This is a genomic window from Photorhabdus kayaii, from assembly GCF_025384895.1.
In the GTDB taxonomy this organism is placed as follows: domain Bacteria; phylum Pseudomonadota; class Gammaproteobacteria; order Enterobacterales; family Enterobacteriaceae; genus Photorhabdus; species Photorhabdus kayaii.
The window spans coordinates 37,920-61,169 of record NZ_JAJAFZ010000020.1 but is presented as its reverse complement, the minus strand read 5'-3'; the positions used below and the strand labels follow the sequence as shown (position 1 = coordinate 61,169).

Annotated in this window: 21 protein-coding genes and 1 pseudogene; 6 read left to right on the top strand and 16 right to left on the bottom strand. The window is 45.0% G+C overall.

Going from position 1 to position 23,250, the window contains the following annotated elements; all coding sequences use genetic code 11:
• Window positions 1–52: 52 nt before the first annotated feature.
• Window positions 53–214 (bottom strand): annotated as a pseudogene (locus LGZ98_RS10010) (zinc ribbon domain-containing protein); the annotation flags it as partial.
• A gap of 459 nt (window positions 215–673) precedes the next feature.
• On the opposite strand from LGZ98_RS10010, the gene gmk reads away from it, so the two are divergent.
• The 3 genes from gmk to spoT are packed head-to-tail and all read left to right on the top strand — an operon-like array spanning window position 674 to window position 3,762.
• Entirely contained in the window at window positions 674–1,297 is a 624-nt protein-coding gene (gene gmk, locus LGZ98_RS10005) for a guanylate kinase (protein WP_262978032.1), read from the top strand.
• Window positions 1,298–1,351: 54 nt separating this feature from the next.
• Complete coding sequence (rpoZ, locus tag LGZ98_RS10000; protein WP_011144672.1) at window positions 1,352–1,627, top strand: DNA-directed RNA polymerase subunit omega; 276 nt, start codon at window positions 1,352–1,354, stop codon at window positions 1,625–1,627.
• A 17-nt stretch (window positions 1,628–1,644) separates the two neighbouring features.
• Window positions 1,645–3,762, top strand: a complete 2,118-nt coding sequence (gene spoT / locus LGZ98_RS09995) for a bifunctional GTP diphosphokinase/guanosine-3',5'-bis pyrophosphate 3'-pyrophosphohydrolase (protein ID WP_262978031.1) — start codon at window positions 1,645–1,647, stop codon at window positions 3,760–3,762.
• A 27-nt stretch (window positions 3,763–3,789) separates the two neighbouring features.
• Here spoT and LGZ98_RS09990 read toward each other — a convergent pair whose 3' ends face one another.
• The 12 genes from LGZ98_RS09990 to LGZ98_RS09935 form a co-directional block, all read right to left on the bottom strand.
• On the bottom strand, window positions 3,790–4,158 hold the full coding sequence (locus LGZ98_RS09990; protein ID WP_046974763.1) for a hypothetical protein: 369 nt from the start codon (window positions 4,156–4,158) through the stop codon (window positions 3,790–3,792).
• 33 nt (window positions 4,159–4,191) lie between these two features.
• Window positions 4,192–4,659, bottom strand: a complete 468-nt coding sequence (locus LGZ98_RS09985; RefSeq protein WP_262978030.1) for a CaiF/GrlA family transcriptional regulator — start codon at window positions 4,657–4,659, stop codon at window positions 4,192–4,194.
• A gap of 155 nt (window positions 4,660–4,814) precedes the next feature.
• Window positions 4,815–6,176 carry a hypothetical protein gene (locus LGZ98_RS09980; protein WP_262978029.1) on the bottom strand — a complete coding sequence of 454 codons (1,362 nt, stop codon included), beginning with the start codon at window positions 6,174–6,176 and terminating at the stop codon, window positions 4,815–4,817.
• Between the two features lie 117 nt (window positions 6,177–6,293).
• Entirely contained in the window at window positions 6,294–9,032 is a 2,739-nt protein-coding gene (locus LGZ98_RS09975) for a fimbria/pilus outer membrane usher protein (protein WP_262978028.1), read from the bottom strand.
• 75 nt (window positions 9,033–9,107) lie between these two features.
• The gene (locus LGZ98_RS09970) at window positions 9,108–9,902 is read right to left on the bottom strand and encodes a fimbrial biogenesis chaperone (protein ID WP_262978027.1); all 795 of its coding nucleotides are present in this window, start codon (window positions 9,900–9,902) and stop codon (window positions 9,108–9,110) included.
• Between the two features lie 36 nt (window positions 9,903–9,938).
• Complete coding sequence (locus tag LGZ98_RS09965; protein ID WP_228985051.1) at window positions 9,939–10,676, bottom strand: fimbrial biogenesis chaperone; 738 nt, start codon at window positions 10,674–10,676, stop codon at window positions 9,939–9,941.
• A 62-nt stretch (window positions 10,677–10,738) separates the two neighbouring features.
• On the bottom strand, window positions 10,739–11,428 hold the full coding sequence (locus LGZ98_RS09960) for a fimbrial protein (RefSeq protein WP_046974758.1): 690 nt from the start codon (window positions 11,426–11,428) through the stop codon (window positions 10,739–10,741).
• Window positions 11,429–11,478: 50 nt separating this feature from the next.
• Entirely contained in the window at window positions 11,479–12,201 is a 723-nt protein-coding gene (locus tag LGZ98_RS09955) for a fimbrial protein (RefSeq protein WP_046974757.1), read from the bottom strand.
• Window positions 12,202–12,268: 67 nt separating this feature from the next.
• Window positions 12,269–12,826: a fimbrial protein gene (locus tag LGZ98_RS09950; protein WP_262978026.1), complete on the bottom strand. Its 558-nt coding sequence runs from the start codon at window positions 12,824–12,826 to the stop codon at window positions 12,269–12,271.
• Window positions 12,827–12,878: 52 nt separating this feature from the next.
• Window positions 12,879–13,619: a fimbrial biogenesis chaperone gene (locus tag LGZ98_RS09945; RefSeq protein WP_262978025.1), complete on the bottom strand. Its 741-nt coding sequence runs from the start codon at window positions 13,617–13,619 to the stop codon at window positions 12,879–12,881.
• Between the two features lie 125 nt (window positions 13,620–13,744).
• On the bottom strand, window positions 13,745–14,335 hold the full coding sequence (locus tag LGZ98_RS09940; RefSeq protein ID WP_262978024.1) for a fimbrial protein: 591 nt from the start codon (window positions 14,333–14,335) through the stop codon (window positions 13,745–13,747).
• A gap of 425 nt (window positions 14,336–14,760) precedes the next feature.
• A complete protein-coding gene (locus tag LGZ98_RS09935; RefSeq protein WP_011144659.1) occupies window positions 14,761–15,327 on the bottom strand; it encodes a tyrosine-type DNA invertase in 567 nt (188 codons plus the stop codon).
• 441 nt (window positions 15,328–15,768) lie between these two features.
• Between LGZ98_RS09935 and recG the strand changes: the two genes are divergently transcribed.
• The 3 genes from recG to LGZ98_RS09920 all read left to right on the top strand — a co-directional run bounded on the left by recG (window position 15,769) and on the right by LGZ98_RS09920 (window position 19,139).
• A complete protein-coding gene (recG, locus tag LGZ98_RS09930; RefSeq protein ID WP_113041180.1) occupies window positions 15,769–17,850 on the top strand; it encodes an ATP-dependent DNA helicase RecG in 2,082 nt (693 codons plus the stop codon).
• A 656-nt stretch (window positions 17,851–18,506) separates the two neighbouring features.
• Window positions 18,507–18,785 (top strand): hypothetical protein, encoded by a 279-nt coding sequence (locus LGZ98_RS09925; RefSeq protein WP_011144657.1) that lies wholly within the window; start codon window positions 18,507–18,509, stop codon window positions 18,783–18,785.
• Window positions 18,786–18,878: 93 nt separating this feature from the next.
• Complete coding sequence (locus tag LGZ98_RS09920) at window positions 18,879–19,139, top strand: hypothetical protein (protein ID WP_011144656.1); 261 nt, start codon at window positions 18,879–18,881, stop codon at window positions 19,137–19,139.
• 632 nt (window positions 19,140–19,771) lie between these two features.
• On the opposite strand, the gene LGZ98_RS09915 is transcribed toward LGZ98_RS09920, so the two are convergent.
• The 3 genes from LGZ98_RS09915 to LGZ98_RS09905 form a co-directional block, all read right to left on the bottom strand.
• Entirely contained in the window at window positions 19,772–20,950 is a 1,179-nt protein-coding gene (locus tag LGZ98_RS09915) for an RCC1 domain-containing protein (RefSeq protein WP_113041181.1), read from the bottom strand.
• Between the two features lie 82 nt (window positions 20,951–21,032).
• A complete protein-coding gene (locus LGZ98_RS09910) occupies window positions 21,033–22,211 on the bottom strand; it encodes an RCC1 domain-containing protein (RefSeq protein WP_229015583.1) in 1,179 nt (392 codons plus the stop codon).
• Window positions 22,212–22,997: 786 nt separating this feature from the next.
• The gene (locus LGZ98_RS09905) at window positions 22,998–23,219 is read right to left on the bottom strand and encodes a hypothetical protein (protein ID WP_146748055.1); all 222 of its coding nucleotides are present in this window, start codon (window positions 23,217–23,219) and stop codon (window positions 22,998–23,000) included.
• Window positions 23,220–23,250: the final 31 nt, after the last annotated feature.

The following is a 23,250-nucleotide window of genomic DNA, read 5'->3' as shown; positions in this document are numbered from 1 at the left end:
GTAACCCGGTGACTGCTCCCCGCCGTAAAAAAACAGCGAGGCTTCCCACTTCTCAGGCCGCAACCGTCTTTATGACGGATTTACGCTGGCCTCCGTGGGCAGAAACGACGAGTCCCGCCGCCTGTAATGCTGTTATGCCCTTGCGCTGGATGTTGATCGCCGCATTGATATCGCGGTCATGTTCGACTCAACAGAAAGGGCATTGCCAGATCCGCCCGCTCATGGACTGCCGCCAGACGTAATCGGGCCTTGCCGCGGTTAGCACTGCCCTTTTAAGACAGTAAAAACGCTCAAAATAACGCGCTTTTTCATCTCAATGCGTCGGATATTATAGTGCTTCTTAACAATTAAAACTCCTTGAGAAATTAGCCATCGGCGGAACTCACTGTATTTCATCCATGCCTCCTTTTCGACCAAGCGACGATGACACATAAAACAGCAAATACACCATTTTTGTTTCATTCAACAACAGTTGTGATAATACATAGAGCAAAATTTTAACTAAAGAAGTCAACCCTTGGCGATACAAAATATCCATTGGCAATTTTTCCCCTAAGAAAATTTCGGCGGAAATGCATCGGCAACGCGACATGTGTGAATGGGTACGTGTATACTGTTATAAGAATTTTATTCTGCTTTATTTAATTATTATCCAATCAACCAAGATACCACCATGATCCAAGGCACGTTATATATTGTCTCTGCGCCAAGCGGAGCGGGTAAATCAAGCCTGATTCAGGCTTTGTTAAAGACTCAACCTCTGTATGATACTCAGGTTTCTGTTTCCCATACCACACGTGCAATGCGTCCCGGTGAGAATCAGGGTAAACACTATTTTTTTATCACCGAAGAAGCCTTTCGCCAGATGATCGATAATAATGAATTTCTGGAACACGCCCGTGTTTTTGATAATTATTACGGTACATCCCGGAAAGTGATTGAAGAAACGCTTGCCAGTGGGGTTGATGTTTTTCTTGATATCGATTGGCAAGGAGCGCAGCAGATCCGCAAAAAAATGCCCTCTGCCCGCAGCATTTTTATCCTGCCGCCGTCAAAAGAAGAGCTCTGTCGCCGTCTGCGCGGTCGAGGGCAGGATAGTGAAGATATTATTGAAAAACGCATGGATCAAGCCGTTGCAGAAATGGTTCACTATAACGAGTATGATTATTTAATCGTTAATGATGATTTCAATACTGCATTGGCCGATCTGCACACCATCATCCGTTCAGAACGCCTGCATCGGGAGCGCCAGGCACAACGGCATGATGCTTTAATCAGCAAATTATTGGCAGACTGAACCAAGTTTCAGTATGATGCCCAGTCATTTCTTTACCTGTGGAGTCGCACACATATGGCACGCGTAACTGTTCAAGACGCTGTAGAAAAAATTGGTAACCGTTTTGACCTGGTGTTGGTCGCCGCTCGTCGAGCACGTCAACTGCAAACAGGTGGTAAAGATCCTCTGGTTGCTGAAGAGAACGATAAAGTCACGGTTATCGCTCTGCGTGAAGTGGAAGAGGGCCTGATCAACGGTAAAATTCTGGACGTACGTGAACGCCAGGAACAACAAGAGCAGGAAGCCGCAGAAATGCAGGCGGTTTCCGCTATCGCGGAAAGTCGTCGTTAATCTACGGTAGGTCTGCCTTGTATCTGTTCGAAAGCCTGAATCAGCTTGCCCAAAAATACCTGCCCGGGGCTCAGATTGAGCTCCTCAAGCAGGCTTACTCTGTTGCGCGGGATGCCCATGAAGGGCAAACCCGTACCAGTGGTGAACCTTACATTACTCATCCTGTCTCAGTTGCCTGCATTTTAGCCGAGATGCGTCTCGACCATGAAACGCTGATGGCCGCCTTGTTGCATGATGTTATTGAAGACACGCCCGCCACCTTTCAGGATATCGCCCAGCCTTTCGGCCCGGTGGTTGCCGGGTTAGTCGAAGGGGTCTCCAAACTTGATAAGCTGAATTTCCGCGATAAAAAAGAGGCACAAGCGGAAAATTTCCGCAAAATGGTCATGGCAATGGTGCAGGATATCCGCGTCATTTTGATCAAACTGGCGGACCGTACCCACAATATGCGCACGCTCGGCGCGTTACGCCCAGATAAGCGCCGCCGTATCGCCCGGGAAACGTTAGAGATCTACAGCCCCTTAGCCCATCGTTTGGGTATCCATCATCTGAAAACAGAGTTAGAAGAGCTGGGGTTTGAGGCCCTTCACCCTAACCGCTACCGGGTTATCAAAGAAGTGGTAAAAGCGGCCCGGGGTAACCGTAAGGAGATGATCCAGAAAATTCTGTCTGAAATCGCAGGTAGGCTGACTGAAGCCGGCATTGAATGCAAAGTCAGCGGCAGGGAAAAACATCTCTATTCTATTTACCAGAAAATGCACCTCAAAGAGCAACGTTTTCATTCAATTATGGATATCTATGCTTTTCGGGTCATCGTTAATAATGTTGATATCTGCTATCGGGTTTTGGGGCAGATGCACAGCCTGTATAAACCCCGCCCGGGCAGAGTTAAAGATTACATTGCCATCCCTAAGGCCAATGGCTATCAATCCCTGCACACTTCCCTGATTGGCCCTCATGGGGTGCCAGTCGAGATCCAGATCCGCACCGAAGATATGGATCAAATGGCTGAAATGGGCGTCGCGGCACACTGGGCTTATAAAGAACAAGGTGAATCCGGTACCGCCGCGCAAGTTCGTGCTCAACGCTGGATGCAAAGTCTGCTGGAACTACAGCAAAGTGCCGGTAGCTCTTTTGAATTTATCGAAAGTGTTAAATCTGATCTGTTTCCTGATGAGATTTACGTTTTTACCCCAAAAGGGCGCATTGTGGAATTACCCGCCGGTGCCACCCCGGTTGATTTTGCTTACGCCGTACATACCGATATTGGTCACGCCTGCGTTGGCTCACGGGTTGATCGCCAGCCATATCCATTATCTCAGTCTCTTACCAGCGGCCAAACCGTTGAAATTATTACTGCGCCGGGTGCCCGGCCAAATGCCGCCTGGCTGAACTTTGTCGTCAGTTCAAAAGCCCGCGCTAAAATTCGTCAACTGTTGAAAAATCTTAAGCGGGAAGACTCCATTGGGCTGGGGCGTCGCCTGTTAAATCACGCGTTGGGTAGTGGGAAAAAACTGGTTGATATTCCACCGGAAAGTATCAATAAAGAATTGACGAGAATGAAACTCTCGACAATAGACGATCTGCTGGCTGAAATCGGGCTTGGCAATACCATGAGTATCGTCGTCGCCCGTAATTTGCTAGGCGCGCCGCCAGAAAATACCACAAATACCTATCACAACAATGGCGCCCGTAAATTACCCATCAAAGGCGCTGACGGTGTGCTGATTACGTTTGCCAAATGTTGCCGGCCCATCCCCGGTGACCCTATCATCGCCCATATCAGTCCCGGCAAAGGGTTGGTTATCCACCATGAGTCTTGCCGTAATATCCGTGGTTATCAGAAAGAACCCGAAAAATTTATGGCCGTCGAGTGGGATCACGAGATCAATAACGATTTCACCGCCGAAATAAAAGTGGACATGTTTAACCATCAAGGGGCGCTGGCAAATCTGACCGCCGCCATTAATGCAGCCAATTCCAATATTCAGAGTATGAATACCGAAGAGAAAGACGGCCGGGTTTACTGTGCTTTTATCCGGCTCACGACTAAAGACCGTATTCAGTTAGCGAATATTATGCGCAAAATTCGGATCATGCCGGATGTGATGCGAGTCAGTCGTAACAGAAACTAAACCGGATAGCTCGTGCAAATCAGCAGGTCAACAGCCAGCAGCGCTATCTACCGGTAATGACGTCGCCGGATATGGGGCTGGCGGCATATCATCCTGGTTATCAAAGAACAGACCAATCAATACTGAATCAACCTCATCCAGTATGCGGTCTAACCAACCCTCCCCATCCACACCAAACATCAATACCAGCCCGATAGCGATAAATAACAGTGGCAAGATCCATGTTCGGCACCAATACGCTAACAGCATACGGGGATACCGCGAGTAGCGAATTTTGTTGCCCAATAAAAACCCACAGACGGCCAACAATATGATCCCGATAACCAGTACCATCCGACTTATCAGCATCCCATAAGGCATCACACACAGAACCGATAAAACCTCATCTCCCATCATGGTCCCGCCAGACAGCCTCATGTGTGATACGACTCAGAAGATAAACGGACCACTAGCCCGCTGCAAAAACCAAGTACGCATATGATTAGCTTGTGATGATGTCCGGGAGCGCGTCGACTTCACCGTTTTCGTTACCGACGCCTGACCCTTCTGAGGCATGGGTTCAACGACGGCCGTAACAATCAGCATCTGCCGGCGACTTCCTTGCTTCTCACGAAAGAAGACTTTTTCACAGGCGATCACATCACGTCGCTCATTGTAGATATAATTCATCACATCTGTTGCCCGGCGTTCTGTCACTCGGAACACCTGGCTGATTTCACTTTTGGTAAATCCACTCCCCTTCAATAATCCCCAATACGCGACTGCCATGTACAACGGTGTATCCTTCAAATGAGACAAACAGGCTGGCAGCCGAAAATCCCCATGATTACTTTGTTTGCCGGTAATAGTCTGACCTCCAGGCAAATCGGTCTGGCTGCCGCTTATCTGAAGCAGCATTGAATCATTAACATTGATTGTCATTTTAATCTCCACTGGTGACTAACGGGTCAATTTGTTACCACATGAGAAATGAAATAGTGTGATTTATTGAGATGAAGTACCTATGGCGGCTAAGCCACCATGCCATATTTAAATACCTTGCCAGCACAGCGTTATTTCATGACTAGAGTTGCCTCCATAGACGTTTTGAACTCACCAGAAAGCTTGGGGTCTATCGCCTTCGTTTGCCAAAGCTGCACAGAAAACCTGTTGAAAGAATGATGAGAATAATACACTACATTTTTTTTAATTTTTTTCACGGCTGACTTATCATCTACATTAAAAACCAGCACACTTTTAGGGGCAGTCGCTGAACCAAATGTTACTGGCTGACCAATCTGGTTGCCGCCTACAAGCTTAGTCTGTATGCCTAGAACTCGCGGCAACACTTTTATCTCCAACGCGTTACCGAAGTCCTTACCCCCCCCAGTCTTATCATTGGTGTTCATCACTATACTTTTACCATCAACACCGAGATACTCGGTAGAAAAATTCACAATGGCTACGCCTGTATCGTCCTTATTGGGTGTATCGCATACAACACTTATCAATACATCAGCTATCTCTACCGTTGCCCGGTGTAACTCTTTTGGGAATATCGCGTCCGACGGCTCCCGGCGAATCTCTCCTAAATCAAAATCCTCACTAGACTGACTTTCAAAAATACACTCCGGAGGGGATATCACTGTTACAGGGTCTTTGATAGTCGGAAGAATTGGTCTGGACCACCACATAAAATCCCCTCCATCAATTAAAATACCCACAGGTGCATGAACATTCTGGGTTTCGAATTCAACTTTTTCATCGGCCTTTCGCTCCCATGAAAAATTTACCCCTTGACAAGACACATCAAAAGAAAGGTCACTTAGTTTTGCCTTTGCTACACTCTCATCATCCTGATTGCCAGTAGTTCTCGCCACGAGCGCTACTGGTGATTTAGAATACTTTGTCCCTGTACCATCGATATCCACCGCCATGTTTTCCTTGGGAATGGCTACTCCTGGACGACCATTTGTAAATTTGGCTTCAATTGAGCATTCGTAACGGCCTGAAACCACTCTCGGGACTTTAAAAATTTCCCCATGCCCTGCTTTGAGCCGGAACTTGACCTGATCCAACGTTTTACTACTACCCCACTGCATAGACAGTGTTGGAAACACATCTTTTAAGGTCGCTTTACCCGTTGCCGGATAAGTGATTATTCCGTCACTCCACTTTACCTTTCGAGCAGGCCCCAGAGCGTCAATGGCGCGATCAGCATTCCAATTTATTGTCGACGCGGCGAACAGTGTGGGAGAAGAAAAGATACCCACGGATAGGCATACCATCCCCACCCATATCGGCATCGGCCACCAGCGACAATGAACCACCATCCAACTCATATCCTGTTTTATCTTGTTAATAAATGTCTTATTCGTCTTCATCGGCTGCCCAACCGGGAGTAACTTCCCAGTTGTCCTGTTAGAAATTTTCATTCGTTGATACACCCCATCCCGACCAGATTACATCCGCCTTTCAGAGGGTCCTCTTCCTAATAATTATGGTTTTCCCCATTAGGTTGTCAGTGCAGAACCACAACACATTGCCTCATCTTAACGACAGGTTTCGTTCAATTGCCTCATTGGATTCCAGCGTTTATCTGCCTTCGCCTTTACCGGAGGGGGCCCCAGGTTAAATGCCACCTCGCACTGCTTGTCCGGTGTACTGCCCCACTTCACTTTCAGTACCCCGCTGGGTGGCATACCACTCAGATACACTTGTCCACCCTCCCCGACTATCGCGGCCAGATTTGTGTCTGTATCCCCTTTAAGCCCCGCCATTGCCCCAAACGGCACGGGCTTACCGTTATAGGTCAAATTCATCAGCAACTGCTGCCCAATACGCACGGGGTAATCCACCATCACAACCGCGCCACTCGTCGGGAATACGTTCTTGCTACCCTGTGCCATGTCAGCCCCTTCCGGCAGCGATGACGGATCTAAACTGATACTATTACGGCTGTACGTCTGGGCATAAGGCACAACCGCATATCCCCAGCGATTAGTAGTCACCGAACTGGAATTCATCACACGAATACCTGCAACCCCCGATGTCCGCACTAATACAGCAGCATCACCAATACGCGATGCCAAAGTAACGCCATGCTGATGTGCAATCAGCCCTCCACTAAACCCGTAGTTCACACCGCGTCCCCCCCATGAATCGTAGTTGTATCCCAAGTTGGCTTGCCCAAAGGAACCAAGATATCCCATTGACACTGACCCGCTGCGCCCTCTCCCTTTATTCGCCTGACTCTGCGATACGTTCCAAGACAGACTATTATCATCCAGCACCGATCCGCCTATGCCCAACTGGTTATTACTGCGTCCCGTACTATCACGGGAAAAACTATAGTTAGCATACGCATTATTCAGCGCCGCATAGGAGCCAAACAGACTCAGAGGAACGTTTACGTTCAACGAAATTTGCCGATTTTCAGGCCAGTCGCCGTTACCGCGCATGCGATCAATGCTGTAATTAAGCCCCCAGCCCACACGGTAGAAAGAACCATTCAATCCCATCGATAGGGTGGTGTTAGTTTTAGAGCTTCCCCAGTAGTTATCCCGCTGACCACTGAGCCACAGAGAATAGTTACCGGGCAATGACTGGCTCAGTCGCATCTGCCAACTACTGCGTCGCCGCTCAGACATCCAAGAAGGGAGTTCTCCCCAAACACTGTAGCCTTGAGTGTTCGCATCCGAAAAACTCAGGTAATTACGTGTGGAATAGCGGTACGCGGTTAAATCCACCGTCGTGCCAGTGGTCAGCATGCTTTTCGAATATTTAGCGCGGTAAGATTCCCCACGCAGGATGTCAGGCGTATTTTGTAACCGAGTCCGGGAAGTCGTGATATCCGCAGATAACGCCCCCATCATGCCCAGAGAGAGCCCGGTTCCCAGCGCCGCGGATTGGTACGATTGCGCCACCAGGCCACCACCGTATAACGTGACGTTACCAGGCAGACCGTAAATCATCGAGGCCATACCAAACACCGGCTTACGTATGCCGCTGCCATATCCACTACTGTAATAACGCCCGGCGGCCACTTCGTACTTGAATTGCCCCTGCCGCAACATCATAGGCAGACTGGAATAAGCCTGAGTGAACCCATGGTGAGTACCATCGGCCTCAGTTATCGTTACCTGCAAGTCGCCTCCGACACTGCTGCCCACTAAGTCTGTGATACGAAATGGACCGGGTGCCACGTTGGTTTGATAAATCACACTGCCATTCTGCGTCACCGTAATCTGAGCATTGGATTTAGCTATCCCACTGATAATCGGCGCAAAACCACTCAGCCTGCCGGGCATCATCGGGTCACTAGTGGCAAGCCCAATACCACGATAAGGAAAACCATCAAATACCTGACCTGCCACACTACCGGTCGAGGTATCCCCTATCGTCAAATCACTGCGTAACGCCACCACGTCCCGCTGCAAATAGGTTTGCTGAAAGTTCCAACGTTGCTGGGATTCGGTCGTTTTTTTCACTGCGTCATCGAATGAGTCATACCGGTTATCAGTTTGACTGCTATAAGAATAAGTAGCCGTATTCCGAAGACGCCAGGCCCCCAGATTCAATCTAGAATTGAAGCTACCGAACAGACTCTGATTAGTCTGTTTATTACCAAATTGTGAGCGTTGATTCTGGCTGCCATTGATGCTGTAGTTCAGTAAAAAAGCCGGAATGCCCTCCTGCCATAACGTCGGATCAACCAAGCCATTCGTTGAAGGCTTCATCGCTATTTGGGGTACGCTCACATTCAGCCGCATCTGGGAAAAGTTCAAGCGGGCCGCCGCTTGGGGAATCAATTTACCCAACGGACTCTCTATCGGCTTATCCACCGGCAATGCTTTCAACGCTGGTATGCCGCTGATATTAACACCAGCCGCTTCCAACAAATCTGGGGTAAGTACCGGCGTCAGCTCGGCATTACCCTCGCTATGACGCTGGAACGTAATATCACGCGTATCAAAAAAAGTACCATTCACGTAGATATCAACACGGTAAGTTCCCGGTGCCTGACCTCCTACGGTCTCAAACTGTGATAAGTCTACCGGTTGACCGGAATTCGAACCAAAGCCCAATAAAGCCGGATCAAAATAATCACGCGCTGTTGCCTGAGCGCTCCATCCCGTCAGAAATACCAGCATCACCCGACAAAAAACGAGAGAACCCCCCATTTGGTGCTTTGATAGGGTAAGAGAAGTAGAAATACCTTGATTTACACAACGACAACAAGTAAACGGCCGTTTTGAACGACAACTTATTGCCGGAATCAACACTTTCATTCTTAATTACCATCTCTTATTTAACATATAGAGGTTCATTGCTCATATCTATTCTGTCGATATCTTGCAACATCGCTATTGACCACTGCCGGATACGGCAATAGATCTACTCTCTTCATCCGTGTCTAACCCAAACTCATCAATAGCACGCCACGATACAGTGACATGACTACCAGGAGACACTTTACCTGCCGGCAGCGACCAGCTCTGCTGACCAAAGGGTGGCACCATCCTAAACAAATCCTTGCCCGGTACGGCAAACGAACTGACATGCAAAGTCTGCAACGTTATCCAAAACGGTGACGGATTAGTCAGCATCACGACATCCTCTTTTACTGACGCGCTTAACTGTTTCACCGCACCGGCAACCCCCTCTTTTGGTATCCCTTCAGGACGGTAGAACAATTTCACCGCCAGAGCTGTCACCATTTTCATCTTGCCAGAGTCATCTCTAGATACTGGTAATTGTTTCTCAGAAGGCAACATATGCAGATTCAGAAAGAACAGAGATTCTCGATCTTTCGGCAAAACCCCACCAATACGAAGGATTTTCAGCACCAGCCGTTCATCTGCCCCCACCTTCGCAATCGGCGGAATAACGATAAATGGTGCCTTAGCCCCCAGCGGTAAACCGGTCTCTGGGTTTAGTTCTTTTACGATTGACTGAATGAGATAATTGTTGTCGCTGTTATTAATGAGTGTCGAAGAGACTCCGTTGCTGGATGATTCAGGATAAATCACACGAGTGTCATTGAGATACAACCCCTTCAGACTCTCTGCTGCCCTGAGTGGCAATACCGGTAATATTATTGCCAGAACACATGACACAGTTATAACGATCTGTTTTATTGAAATATTACGCTCCACCATGTCATGCTCTTCCAATTTCAAAATATAAAAACATACTTAGTCGGCCCGTAACGTACCGCTCTGTAGTCTACTCACTCCACCGGCATCGGTGATCATCGACCATGTCACTTTACTTCCCGCCGTACCTGCCAAGGAAAAAGTCATCTGGCCGAAAGGGGCCAACATTGACGGGGCTTTGTTAAGATCTACTGCCTTGCCGTCAAATTTCAATTGGGCAAAAGTCTGGTAATACGGTGTTGGGTTAGTCACTACGACAGTATTGCCTGCTCGTATAAATGTCAGTCGGCCATAGGCCTGCTCCGGTGTCATCGGCAGCTTATCTGGCCGGTAGATAAGTTTAATATTCATCCCCAGCGCAATAGACAGAGATGCACCAATCTCTCCTGGTTTTCCATTGCCATTGGCCTTGCTCTCATCTAGTGTTTTCTTCGCCGGAATCGCATTAATACGAAAACGAAACAGAGACTCACGATCAGCTGGGAAATCACCACCGGTACGTATAACACGCATCACGTTCAAGCTATTACCCTCCATGCGAAACAACGGAGGCAACACGGTAAACTCCGATGAACGGGTATTTGAGTTATCTCCCGGAGTCACAGCAGCTTGTATTAGATACACCTCATCGCCTGAATTCTGCAATGACATGCTTTGCACCTTGTCGCCCTGATGATAAATAATACGTGTCTTCCTCAACATAAGACCCGCATGTGCTGGTGACGATGCCATAACCGCCCATATCGCCAGCATTCCCATGACTATCATCTTTTTCATATATCCCACTTCATCTCAGAGAATCAGATAAAATCCCTTGAATACACCCGGCTTAACACCATCTACTGATACACGAACTCAAAATGTATACTCACATTCGCTATTCCTCCGCATAATACATTGGTATCGTTACTCTCTGTTTTACACGTTGCTGGATTCTTTTCATCGCCCACACCTCCCACATACGCCCTGAACCTCCTCATTGTTCCCTCCAATTTCCCACCATTTCCTTTTACACTGTCTGAGAGGTCTACCCTATACGGGTCAGTCTCATCCCTTACCTGTACAAACTTGTTAGTTTTTTCGTCTAATATCCTAACTCCTACTCCTTTGGCAGTAGAAGAACCATCCATGAAAAGCTCCGGATCTGTTATGGCAGGCGCATCACTCCATATGTAGAAAGCGGGTTTTGATTCGCCTAGATCACAGTCACTAAACATAAAGTTCAGTTCTAAGGGATCTCTTGCGATATATTTGCTATTTCTGAGTTCACTGGCATAGACCGGAGCGAAACCATCATCATAAACCCCGGCAAAGCTGGATCCATTCACACTCAACACACAGGTCGGAGGCAATAACATGCCTCTGAAATTGATTGTACGATTCGTATCTGGATCCTTCGCCTGCACTGGAAAAGTCGTCACACAACCGATGGTCCATCCAATCAGCATCATGAAGAGCAACACATATTTTGCCCTGCTGTGATATGCCATTAATTCACTGTTTATAAGGTTGCTATTTTTCGTTTTCATCTAATTCTTTCCGCCTCTCCCAATTTTTATCATCCGTGATAAATCACACCTCACGGATAAGAATATGTAAATGTGACGTGCGCAATCAGCGTGCCGGGTTGAATAATCTTACTATCTCTTCCACGTGCGATTGCTACCATTACATACATCTCAACACTGCCCTCATCAAATTCAACCTGGAACGGGAACTCCATTTCCTGATGATTGATTGACAAGTGATCATTCAGCCCTATTTTCTTCTTCTCATTTTCTTCGATTAAAATAATAAACCCCAGCCCCTCAGAGGTACCAGAATCACCGGAACTAGGATCACTAAATATTGAACCATATTCACCGTCGATGGTATTTCCAGATACAGTGATCCTGGGTGTAAGGCCGAGACTCTCCGGATCGCCACAATTCGTTAATTTCAGCTTAAATGACTTGGGGGCTGATACATCCCCTTCATGACTAAACTCCTCCGCCGCCAGCAGGGAACCAAAATTCAGCTCCGAACCCTTCATATCACCACCACCGATCTCTATGTCACAAGGATCAGGAAAAACACTTACACGCAGTATTACGTCTACCCCACTCGTGATCGTCGGTGGGTACTTGGGCCCGGTCTTGGAGTCATCAGCCATGACGCTGCTTGCCAAGAACAGCAGAACCATTACAGAACTCCAGCAGAAGCAGCGCATCACAACCTGCAATACCGGGTTTCTACCCTTGGGCAGGAAGGTCGACGGGTCATTCAGCCTGCTTTTTTTTTGTTCTGTCGCTGTCCCAAACATCGTGCTCACCTCAAATTAACCCTATCACTCTTCTGTTAACGCGATATCACGCTGCAATGCCGATACATCAACGATAATTAAACGTAAACGTCAGTGTAGCCTTGATTTTTCCTGCCTTTTTGCAGACCGCTACCGTCTGCCCGCCTGCCAAAGCACATACCAGTGAAAATTTCACCGGCACAGTAGGCGTTTTATCGTTTACGATTGTGCCTTTATTAGCCAGATGAAACGGTTCATCGTCCTTTAAATCTGGGGACCATTCTGTTCCACTAAACTTCTTCAATTGCACAGTGATGCCCACTGCCGTTGAAGCTTCGTTTTTTTCATCTGCCCCTTTATCACGAAACAAGCTCTTATCATTCGTACCAACATGATTTCCGGTAACGGTAATCGTGGGAGTAATACTGTTGCTATTGACCACACTCGTGCAATTTCTCAGCGTAATCTGAATTTCCCTGTTAACTTTTCCTAATACCAAGTCTGCAAACTGCACTATGCCCAGCTCGATATTATTGCTGTCCACAATGACATCACACGTGCCTTGCGTAATTTCGGCCCTAAATGTGGCCCCAACAGAATTCGCTGCCCACAAGGGACCAGAAGAGAGCCACAGAACCCCACCCATGCCGATGTAATTCAGGTACCTGCGTAGATGCTGAACCCTTGAGATATCGGCTTTACTGAATTTCACCATCGAAGTTCTCTCCACCGCCGAGATCGCTAATCACCGCCCATTCCACCTTCTTTTTATTCTGACTATTCTGAGCGGGATAAACATGGGTGCTGAAAGGTGCCAACATTTGTGGATGACTGTCAGAAAACTTCACCGGCACACCATCAACTTTAATCTGGGTAAAACTGATGTGATAAGGCGAATTATTACTAACTTGAACGCCACCGGGAGCATGGGTAAAACGCAGCGCTTTGTATGCTAGCTCTGGCGTACCCACCAACCCCGTTGGCCGATAAAATAGTTTGATGGTATTGCCGATGGCATAGACTACTCCACCCGCAATCTTGTCACCTTCAAGACGCTGCCCAGAAGGCTTACTGCTGGGAATAGCAGCAGCATTAAAATAAAAGACACTCTCCCGGTCAGTCGGCAACTTGCTGGTATCACCTAAGATGTGCAGGACATTGGTTCCTTTAGGGTCCAAACGAAATAAAGGAGGCGTGACGTAAAATGGTGTTTTACCCTTGCCATCAACGGTGCTGGTGATTTTAGTTGTCACTAGGTAAGGGATATTGGTTGTTGTATTGCGCACCGAGACTATTGCTTCAGCTTTATCCTGTAAGAAAATAATGCGTGTAACATCGATGCCAAATCCGCCTTCAGCCCAGCTCTGTGACGCGAACAAAAACGCGCCTAGTACAAGGCTTCTTACTATGATGTTGGGAAGTCGGAGTTTACTGATCATCTTTTCTTTCTCATATCTTGGCTCAATCAGCCAGTAGTTGCCTAATAAAAGGCATCATCAATCATCTAGGATTTTTCATCGAAGGAGCCTGAGGAAGCATCCCTCAGGCTAAAACAACATAAGCATTAGTTATACGCATAGGAGAAGGTAATAGGAGCATCAATAAGCTGCTCTTTAGGGGCATCCTTATTTGATGCTATATATGCAGTAAAATCTACGTGACTCTTATTGAAATCAGCTTTACCAGCTGTGTCATTAGGAACGATCATAGAAATTATGCTACCACTTTTAACAGGCTTTACTTCATTACCTTCTGGGTAAGTTAATACTATACCTGACTGTTCACTTTTAACGTTATTAAAGAGATACTCTGATTGATTCAACGTATTACCTGTCACATACAACTTAACTTTACCTGCCTCTTTATTGTCTGCATCACAATTAGCAAGACCAATAGTGAAATGCCTTTCACTCTGAACTATATATTTCTCAATTTCTATGCCTGGAAATTTATTATCAGCTGGTTTTACAAAATCGGTTTTTTTATGGTTTCCCGTATCCACAGCTCCATTTGAACCAGGGTTAGTAACATCACATGTTGCAGCCACAATCGAACCGGTAACATTTACTATGGCATTATTCGCCGCATTAGCAGCCGAAGCTGCCCCCAAAACCAACGCCGCCACGACGCTTATCTTTAATATCTGTCTTTTCATTTCATTAATCTCTTTTTAACTACTTAACTAAAATCTGGTTCAAACTCATGCATCACGTTTTGACAAACAGAGACATCTAGCTGTACAAATATTTGTCAATTAGGACCATTTTGACAATTGGTATACAAAAATTTTTCTGTGCAAAAACAAAGCAATATGGATATAACTATAGTTATTTCGCAAATTTTAAGGATATTTAATTATTTAATCCGAAATTAGTAACAGTAATTTCTTTAAAGTAACGAAGGAAGTGTGATGTTTTTACATATTGGAATAAAAAGAGTGGATTATCGAAATGTTTTTGTGGTAGGATAGCTGCGTTTTACAAATATATACAAATCTATCTCTTTTTTTATTAGAAAACTTTTAGTATAATTCCTAGGCAATTGTATACCAATTGTCAAAATGGTCCTAACTGTCATACCTTAACGTCTACCTTTTATACTCCAAACTCCTTGAAAACGTTCAGCATTACTGGCTGTATAGCGTACCGTATGGCGAATGTTTTTATGTCCAAGATAATCTTGTATCAGTCGGGTATCTATCCCTCGATCTGCAAGAGCAAAACCGCAGGCATGACGCAACATATGCGGATGCGGATCTACCGCGATATTCGCCCGTTGTCCTAACTGGTTGATAATCTGATAGATACGCTGGCGAGTAAGCGGTTTCCCACAACGCGACAAAAACAGCCAATCACTATCAGCGCCCTGTAAAGTTTTGCGCACTTTAAGCCATGCCTTAATCGCCTTAACCTCACGCTGCAACAGGGGATGGTTAGTACAAAACCCTCCCTTTAACCGCCTGATATATAAACATTTTTCTTTTAATTCCATGTCAGATAACCGTAAATGCCTGGCTTCACTAACACGAAAGCCGTGGATATAGCTCATATAAACCAGACAGTAATTCCGTTCTGGATTAGGCCCAACTTTTGCCATTTCCAACATGCTTTCTACTTCTGATTGAGTCAGATATTTTCTTTGGCCCATGATTATTTCTCCAAAATATATTGATAGTACAACCCGGCTATATCCCGCTTAGAACAGACATAAGCTAGGATAAAATAGACACCGCTACCCAAAACGATGGCCTATTGTTCACCGAGGCTACAAGAGGTTATACAGATATGGAGCAAAATTTAAACACCTTTTTTGATTATTTTTTCACCTCACAAGCACGTTAGTTTACATTTTACTGACAGGACAGATTATTCAAAACAGGCTACAAGAACCTGTCGTTACAAATCGCCTTTTTCGTTATAGCGGCTTACTCTTAAGGTATTGATATGGTTTTCAACCAGTTACGAAGGAAAATATTCCATTGATTACGTTAAACTCGTCTGTATTATTATGGATGGTAAACAGGCTCAGGCCGTGACCTGCGAAACCTGATGGACTACCATGCAATCTAACGGAGATAAAAGAAACCTTATGAGAGGCCCATTGCTTGATGCCATCCCTCTGACTTCCCTACGTGGCGTCGGGGCAAATCAGGCCGCAAAATTAGCAAAAATAGGGCTGGTTAATTTGCAGGATCTGCTGCTGCATTTCCCGCTGCGTTATGAAGACCAGACACGCCTTTATACTATTAATGATCTTTTACCCGGTATTTCCGCCACCGTCACAGGTGAAATCCTGCGTACCGATGTTGTTGTTAGTCGTCGTCGAACCCTGATCTGCAAAATTAGCGATGGTACCGGCGTGCTCACACTGCGCTTTTTTAACTTTTCGGCGGCAATGAGAAACAATCTCGCGAAAGGGAAACAGGTTGTTGTCTATGGTGAAATCAAAAGAGGCAGTCAGGGTGCCGAAATTATTCATCCTGAGTATAAGATTCAAAATCATACTGGAAATGTACAGCTTCAAGAGACATTAACACCGATTTACCCGACAACAGAAGGTGTTCGTCAGGCGACGCTGCGTAATCTCATTGATCAAGCACTGAAATTACTGGATACCTGTACAATCAATGAACTTTTACCGGAAGAACTTAGCCGCTCTATTATTAGTCTGCCGCAAGCACTGCATACCTTGCACCGCCCAACACCAGATATTGCGCTGGTGGATCTGGAAACCGGCAAACATCCAGCTTATCGCCGTCTGGTTCTGGAAGAACTTTTGGCTCACCATTTGAGTATGTTAGCCGTCAGAGCTGGCGTACAACGTTATCACGCTCAATCATTGCCGACTGAGGACAAGTTAAAACCGCAATTCCTTAATCGCCTGCCATTTTCTCCAACCCATGCGCAACAACGGGTTGTCTCAGAAATTGAACAGGATCTGGCAAAAGATGTTCCCATGATGCGACTGATTCAAGGCGATGTAGGTTCAGGAAAAACACTGGTTGCCGCATTAGCTGCGTTGCGTGCCATTGCACATGGTAAACAGGTCGCCTTGATGGCACCGACTGAACTACTGGCAGAACAGCATGCAAATACATTCCGGCGATGGCTGGAACCTTTGGGTATTCAGGTCGGCTGGCTGGCAGGTAAGCAAAAGGGGAAAGCGCGTCAGAAACAACAAGAAGCCATTGCCAACGGTCAAGTCGCCATGATTGTTGGTACGCATGCCATGTTTCAGGAACAAGTGAAGTTTTCCGGTCTGGCGCTGGTGATTATTGATGAGCAACATCGGTTTGGTGTGCATCAACGTCTGGCTTTATGGGAAAAAGGACGTGAACAGGGTTTTCATCCTCACCAATTGATTATGACGGCCACCCCGATTCCCCGTACCTTAGCCATGACTGCTTATGCGGATCTCGATACTTCTATTATTGATGAATTGCCACCGGGGAGGACACCAGTCACAACCGTTGCGATCCCGGATACGCGCCGTGAAGAAATTATCAAACGGATCAGAAACGCCTGTCTTGATGAAAACAGACAAGCCTATTGGGTCTGTACGCTGATTGAAGATTCCGATGTGCTGGAAGCTCAAGCGGCACAAGCCACCAGTGAAGAATTGACGCTCGCTTTACCGGAACTGAAAGTCGGGTTGGTACATGGCCGAATGAAAGCCGCAGAAAAGCAGGCAGTGATGGAGGCTTTCAAGCGTGGAGAACTACAGCTTTTGGTCGCCACAACGGTTATCGAAGTGGGCGTGGATGTGCCGAATGCCAGTTTGATGATCATCGATAACCCGGAACGGCTCGGCTTGGCGCAACTTCATCAATTACGCGGCCGAGTTGGCCGTGGCGCTATCGCTTCTCATTGTGTTTTACTTTACAAAACTCCGCTAAGCAGTACTGCCAGAATTCGCCTGCAAGTGCTTAGAGACAGTAACGATGGTTTTGTTATCGCGCAGAAAGATCTGGAAATTCGCGGCCCCGGGGAGCTATTAGGAACACGCCAAACTGGGAATGCGGAATTTAAGGTAGCTGATTTGCTAAGAGATCAGGGAATGTTGCCGGAAATTCAGCGTATTGCCCGGCATATTCACCAACACTATCCTGAACATACCCGTGCCTTGATTGAACGCTGGTTACCGGAACGGGTACATTATGGTAATGCGTGATTGAGAACATGTCGGAACGGACTTGTCGTTTCTCAACGCCGCCAAAAATACGGATATCTGGTTTTATCCAATAATTAAGATGCTCTGTAACAGAGCTTTCTTTTAATTATTCTATTAAATTGATAATGCATTATTGCCAAAGGAATGGAAAATATAACCACAATTATTCCTAAATTAGCATCAGCGTTAAAACATATCCCCATAAAATATAAATGGTTTTTTATTATTTTCTTAAAAAATCGAATCTAATACCTCGGATTAATTGATACGACGTGTCACTATTCGAAGTCTTTTATCAGCTAACTGGGGTGACAGGTGGTTCCGACATTTTTCATCAAATTAAGTTGATGATGTGTACGGTATTAGCGCAACATTATGCTCAAAGGTTAAAACGAGAATAGATGTAAATCTATGATAGGAAATTTTAATTAATGTAACATTGAATTACTAAGTTTAAATAGTAAATATTTCTATTAACTCAATGAATTTAATTTTAAATATTTTCTTTTCGAAGTATAAAACCTTGATGGAGGTCACGCAAATAATAGTAGTTTTGTTGGTTTTCTTATCTATACTTATATTTCATTATGGTACGTGTTAGGATGTTTTTAAATCAGAGCTAAATAAATCTACGTTGATATAATGGAGAATTTAATATGATTTATGCCAAAAATATTTCAGATAATGTGGTTAAAGTTGCAATTAGTAAATGGAGTAGTGACGAAGGTGATGATGAATATATTGATATTCCTCCAGGAGAGGTGGCTCAATGGGGTAGATCAGATAAGCGCGGTTATTTAATGTCATTAGCACGTAAAGATAGTGCCACAATGTTGTATTCAATAAAATCAAATGGCTACATAATTATTTATACTAGCTATGTTGAAAATAACGGTAGCCGGATAGACTCTTTATATTCGATACCAGCTGTCTAAAAAATTTTATTATCGCACTAGTTTTTTTAATTTAATTTTTCTTACATCATTGAATTTAATAAAAATATTCATTATTGATATAGTGGAGGATTTATGATTTATGTTAAAAATCTCTCAACTGAACCGGTTAAAGTTTCGGTTAATAAATGTGGAGAGGAAGGTAGAGAGGAATATTTAGCTCTTGATTGTGAAGATGTCAAGGTGTGGGATCTCTCCGATACGCATGGTTTTATATTGTCAGTCATACAGAAAGGTATTGAAAAATCATATTCTGCTTCTCATAACAGTTTTATTATTATTTTTGATGATTATGTACAAGATAGCGGCACCAATATATCTCATCAAGAGAAATAAATGAGAGCTTGTCATCCGATTTAATTGAGTGTTAGACAAAATTAAATCACCATAATCAGGAATGGAATCTCCATTCCTGAACTATTTATATTCAACGGTTTGCTACTTTTCCCCTAATGCTTGTTTTTCTAATTAATTTATAAAGATATTTCCAACCTCTTTGATAATTAATCAGTTGTTTTATCAACTTCCGCTGACAGAATTTCCAGACTGGGTGTTTAGCACCAATATTTGATGAATCAGATAATAGAAAAAAGTTATCGACTGATACCTATAGGTTAATACTAAATTGATTTTTTGGTAGTTGGTTTTAGATTATTTTTATCGATAATGAGTAAAATTAAAATTATGAGGCTTGAGCAGAATAATTTAATAAAGATGTACATCTTTATGGATGTTCTTATTAATACGTGAACATGTAACTTAATTTACTAAGCATTAATAGCAAAGCAAATAATAAAAATCGCCAAGGATGGCGTAATATTTTTTCTGTTTATAAAAAAGTGAGTTAGTTTGGTAATAACAAGAGCGGGAGAGCTAATATTTCAAATGGAATAAACGATAGGCTGAACCGATATATTACGGCTCAGCCTTGGTTTTAGTGTTTTTTAGTAATTTATAATGACAATGGATTAATCATCATATTCACTGTGTACTATATTATCGTTACCAACATCCCAAGCTAATCTTTCTCCATTCTCCCGTAGGACTGAGAATGAACGTCCAGATGAACTCAGGCTGACAATATCTTGTAATCGGGCTATTCCGGGGGGGACTTGGACATTCAAGCCTTGGAGTCCCCAAGCGACCACGCTACCGTTTGCCCGTAAGGCTGCGAAAGCACAATTACCTGCTGGACTCAAGCTAACAAGATCCTTCAATTTGGCGATTTCGGATGGGATACCGCCTTCTCTCCCTCCCCAGCAGACCACGCTACCGTCTGCTCGCAAGCCTGCGAATGCAGCAAAATCTGTTGCACTCAGGCTGACAATATCATTCAGTTGAGCAATTTCAGGTGGAACATGGGCAACCCCCCAAGATACTACGCTGCGGTTTGCCCGTAGGGCGGCGAAACTACCGTTTGTTGCACTCAGGCTAACAATATCTTTCAATTTAGCGACTTCGGGCGGAATTAATCCACCCTCACCAGCTCTCCCCCAAGCAACTACACTACGATTTGCCCGCAGGGCTGCGAATGCAGAATCTGTTGCGCTCAGGCTGACAATATCCTGTAATCTGGCAATTTCAGGGGGAACTTCACCACCGTTTCCTGGACACCAGTCACCAGCCCAAGCAACCACACTGCGATTTGCTCGTAGGGCTGCGAAAGCACCTCCTGCTGCACTTAGGCTGACAATATCCTGCAACTTAGCAATTGTTGGTGGGAGTTGACCGCCGGACTGTATCCCCCAAGCGACTACACTACGGTTTGAACGTAGGGCAGCGAATGCGCCTGATGTTGCACTTATACTAACAATATCCTGCAATTGAGCAATTTCTGGTGGAATCTGGCCGCCGTAATCCTCATGGCCCCAGACAACCACGCTATGGTTAGCTCTCAAAGCTGCAAAAGCATAACGTGTTACACTTATACTAACAATATCCTGTAATTTGGCAATTTCGGGTGGCACTTTGGTTCCATTACCTCCCCAAGAGATCATGCTGCCATTTTGCAATAACATCACGGTTGTTATCGCATTAGATATAATGGGAGTACTACGTCTAGAATAATTATCTATTGTCACTCCATAATAATACGGCTGGTATATGAGAGTATCCCCGTTTAGTGAGAAATCGTCATTTTGGTTCATTTTATTCTCCTAAATAAGGTCATATTGGATTTACCTTACCCACAAGAGGTTTGTACCGTAAGACCTTTGCCCAATGGGTTAATTAATTTTCATATTCATGATGCAAGTTATTGTCGTAAGCAGAGCCCCAAGCTACTTTCCGACCATTGGCCCGCAATACAGAGAATGAGCTTCTTGACGCACTTAGGCTGACGACATCTTGTAATCGGGCTATCCCGGCTGGAATTTGGTTGCCTTGATAACTGCCATATCCCCAAGCAACGACGCTACCATTCGCCCGTAGGGCGGCAAACGCGGTTTCTGTCGCACTGATACTGATAATATCTTGCAATTGGGCAATTTCGGGCGGAGCTGAAATACCATTGCCTCCCCAGACAACTACACTGCGGTTTGCCCGCAAGGCCGCGAAAGCACCATATGTTGTGCTCAGACTGACGATATCCTGTAATTTGGCAATTTCGGGCGGAACACTGCCACCCGAATATTTGCTTCCCCAAGCGACGACACTGTGATTTGCCCGTAGGGCTGCAAATGCAGTTCCTGTTGCACTGATACTGACAATATCCTGCAAGTTAGCAATTTCAGGCGGAACCTGGTCGCCCGAATTTTTGAAGCCCCAGGCAACTACACTGCGGTTTGACCGCAAGGCGACGAAAGCAGAATCTGTTGCACTCAGGCTGACAACATCCTGCAACTGGGCAATTTCTGGCGAAACCTGCCCGCCCCAATTCTCAAGTCCCCAGGCGACCACGCTCCGATTTGCCCGCAAGGCGGCAAATGCGTTTACTGTTGAACTCAGGCTGACAATATCTTGCCGCTCTGCAATCTCAGGCGGTATCCGACCGCCAGAATATTCATCTCCCCAAGCGACGACACTACTGTTTTCCCGTAGAGCCGCGAAAGCGGAGCCTGTTGTACTCAAGCTAACAATATCCTGCAATTTGGCGATTTCTGGTGGAACCTGACCGCCGAAATTCTCATCGCCCCAGGCAACCACACTACCGTTTACTCGCAGGGCCGCAAAAGCAGAATCTGTTGCCTTCAAGCTGACAATATCCTGCAATTTGGCAATTTCTGGTGGAATTTGACCACCTTTATCCTCGTTCCCCCAAGTGACCACGCTACGGTTTTTTCGCAGAGCCGCGAAAGCCTCACTTGTTGCACTGATACTGACGATATCCTGCAATTCGGCAATGTCAGGCGGGATTTGGCTACTATAATCATTTCCCCAAGCGATCACTCTGCCGGTAGGCAATAACATGGCGGTTGACTCGTTATTAGAGACGATGGAAGTATTATTCTCAGAGGAGCTATTTCGGTCCGGTTACCAATATTGCTTGATAGGATTACCTTCGGCATCCATGCTTGGTGAGGGCTCGTTATTTTGATTCATATTATTCTCCTAATGATGGTGATATCGGATTAACCTTCTTACCCACAGGGGAATCTATGCCATAAAACCTATCCCTTGCGGGTTAAGCTGAATTTCTACTGCAATTTGATACTAGCTATTCTTTGATGAAGAAGATAATAGAAAAAAATTATCGACTGATAACTATAGATTAATACCAAATTGATTTTTTGGTAGTTGGTTTTAGATTATTTTTTATCGATAAAGCGTAAAAATTAAAATTATGAGACTTGGGCAACAGAATTTAGAGGGGATGTACATCTTTACTGCTACTTTTATTAATACGCAAACATGTAACTTAATCTACTAAGTATTAACTGTAAAGCAAAGAATAAAAATCACCAAAAGGGGCGCAATATATTTTCTATTTATAAAGAAATGAGTTACTTTGTTTCTTTAGGATTTACATTAAAAACTATTTCGTAGAGAGCGGGAGTGATAAAATTTAAAGTGAATACTCCATAGGTTGAATTATTATATTTTTCTCAGTCATTGGTTAATGGCCGGCAATAACAAAATAACACTTAATAGATTAACTAATCATATTCACTATGTGCTTTAAGTCCTGAATGACGAAGTTTCTCGGAAACTAATTGATAATCATTGTGGAACCAAATGGCGCGGGTAAATTGACGCTCATTTATACCCGTCATCTTTCAAGTTGCTTCTTTGTTGGCTGCACTCTCTCACCCCGGTCACATAGTTATCTATGCTCCCGGGGATTCGCTCCCTTGCCGCCGCGATCCATCTTGAAATCCATTGGGTATATGTTGTTGAGACACTCCTCATCAGTAAAGGCGAAAGTAAGCGGATAATGACTTTTTTATCGTAAAACAAAGGTAAAGAAGAACCAGACACCAGACAACTCATTGAATTATTTTTACTTTAT

Coding starts and splice junctions, on each gene's coding strand:
- gmk (WP_262978032.1), top strand. CDS start 674: ATGATCCAAGGCACGTTATATATTGTCTCTGCGCCAAGCGGAGCGGGT.
- rpoZ (WP_011144672.1), top strand. CDS start 1,352: ATGGCACGCGTAACTGTTCAAGACGCTGTAGAAAAAATTGGTAACCGT.
- LGZ98_RS09990 (WP_046974763.1), bottom strand. CDS start 4,158: ATGATGGGAGATGAGGTTTTATCGGTTCTGTGTGTGATGCCTTATGGG.
- LGZ98_RS09985 (WP_262978030.1), bottom strand. CDS start 4,659: ATGCTGCTTCAGATAAGCGGCAGCCAGACCGATTTGCCTGGAGGTCAG.
- LGZ98_RS09980 (WP_262978029.1), bottom strand. CDS start 6,176: ATGAAAATTTCTAACAGGACAACTGGGAAGTTACTCCCGGTTGGGCAG.
- LGZ98_RS09975 (WP_262978028.1), bottom strand. CDS start 9,032: ATGAAAGTGTTGATTCCGGCAATAAGTTGTCGTTCAAAACGGCCGTTT.
- LGZ98_RS09970 (WP_262978027.1), bottom strand. CDS start 9,902: ATGGTGGAGCGTAATATTTCAATAAAACAGATCGTTATAACTGTGTCA.
- LGZ98_RS09965 (WP_228985051.1), bottom strand. CDS start 10,676: ATGAAAAAGATGATAGTCATGGGAATGCTGGCGATATGGGCGGTTATG.
- LGZ98_RS09960 (WP_046974758.1), bottom strand. CDS start 11,428: ATGAAAACGAAAAATAGCAACCTTATAAACAGTGAATTAATGGCATAT.
- LGZ98_RS09955 (WP_046974757.1), bottom strand. CDS start 12,201: ATGTTTGGGACAGCGACAGAACAAAAAAAAAGCAGGCTGAATGACCCG.
- LGZ98_RS09950 (WP_262978026.1), bottom strand. CDS start 12,826: ATGGGTGGGGTTCTGTGGCTCTCTTCTGGTCCCTTGTGGGCAGCGAAT.
- LGZ98_RS09945 (WP_262978025.1), bottom strand. CDS start 13,619: ATGATCAGTAAACTCCGACTTCCCAACATCATAGTAAGAAGCCTTGTA.
- LGZ98_RS09940 (WP_262978024.1), bottom strand. CDS start 14,335: ATGAAAAGACAGATATTAAAGATAAGCGTCGTGGCGGCGTTGGTTTTG.
- LGZ98_RS09935 (WP_011144659.1), bottom strand. CDS start 15,327: ATGGGCCAAAGAAAATATCTGACTCAATCAGAAGTAGAAAGCATGTTG.
- recG (WP_113041180.1), top strand. CDS start 15,769: ATGAGAGGCCCATTGCTTGATGCCATCCCTCTGACTTCCCTACGTGGC.
- LGZ98_RS09925 (WP_011144657.1), top strand. CDS start 18,507: ATGATTTATGCCAAAAATATTTCAGATAATGTGGTTAAAGTTGCAATT.
- LGZ98_RS09920 (WP_011144656.1), top strand. CDS start 18,879: ATGATTTATGTTAAAAATCTCTCAACTGAACCGGTTAAAGTTTCGGTT.
- LGZ98_RS09915 (WP_113041181.1), bottom strand. CDS start 20,950: ATGAACCAAAATGACGATTTCTCACTAAACGGGGATACTCTCATATAC.
- LGZ98_RS09910 (WP_229015583.1), bottom strand. CDS start 22,211: ATGTTATTGCCTACCGGCAGAGTGATCGCTTGGGGAAATGATTATAGT.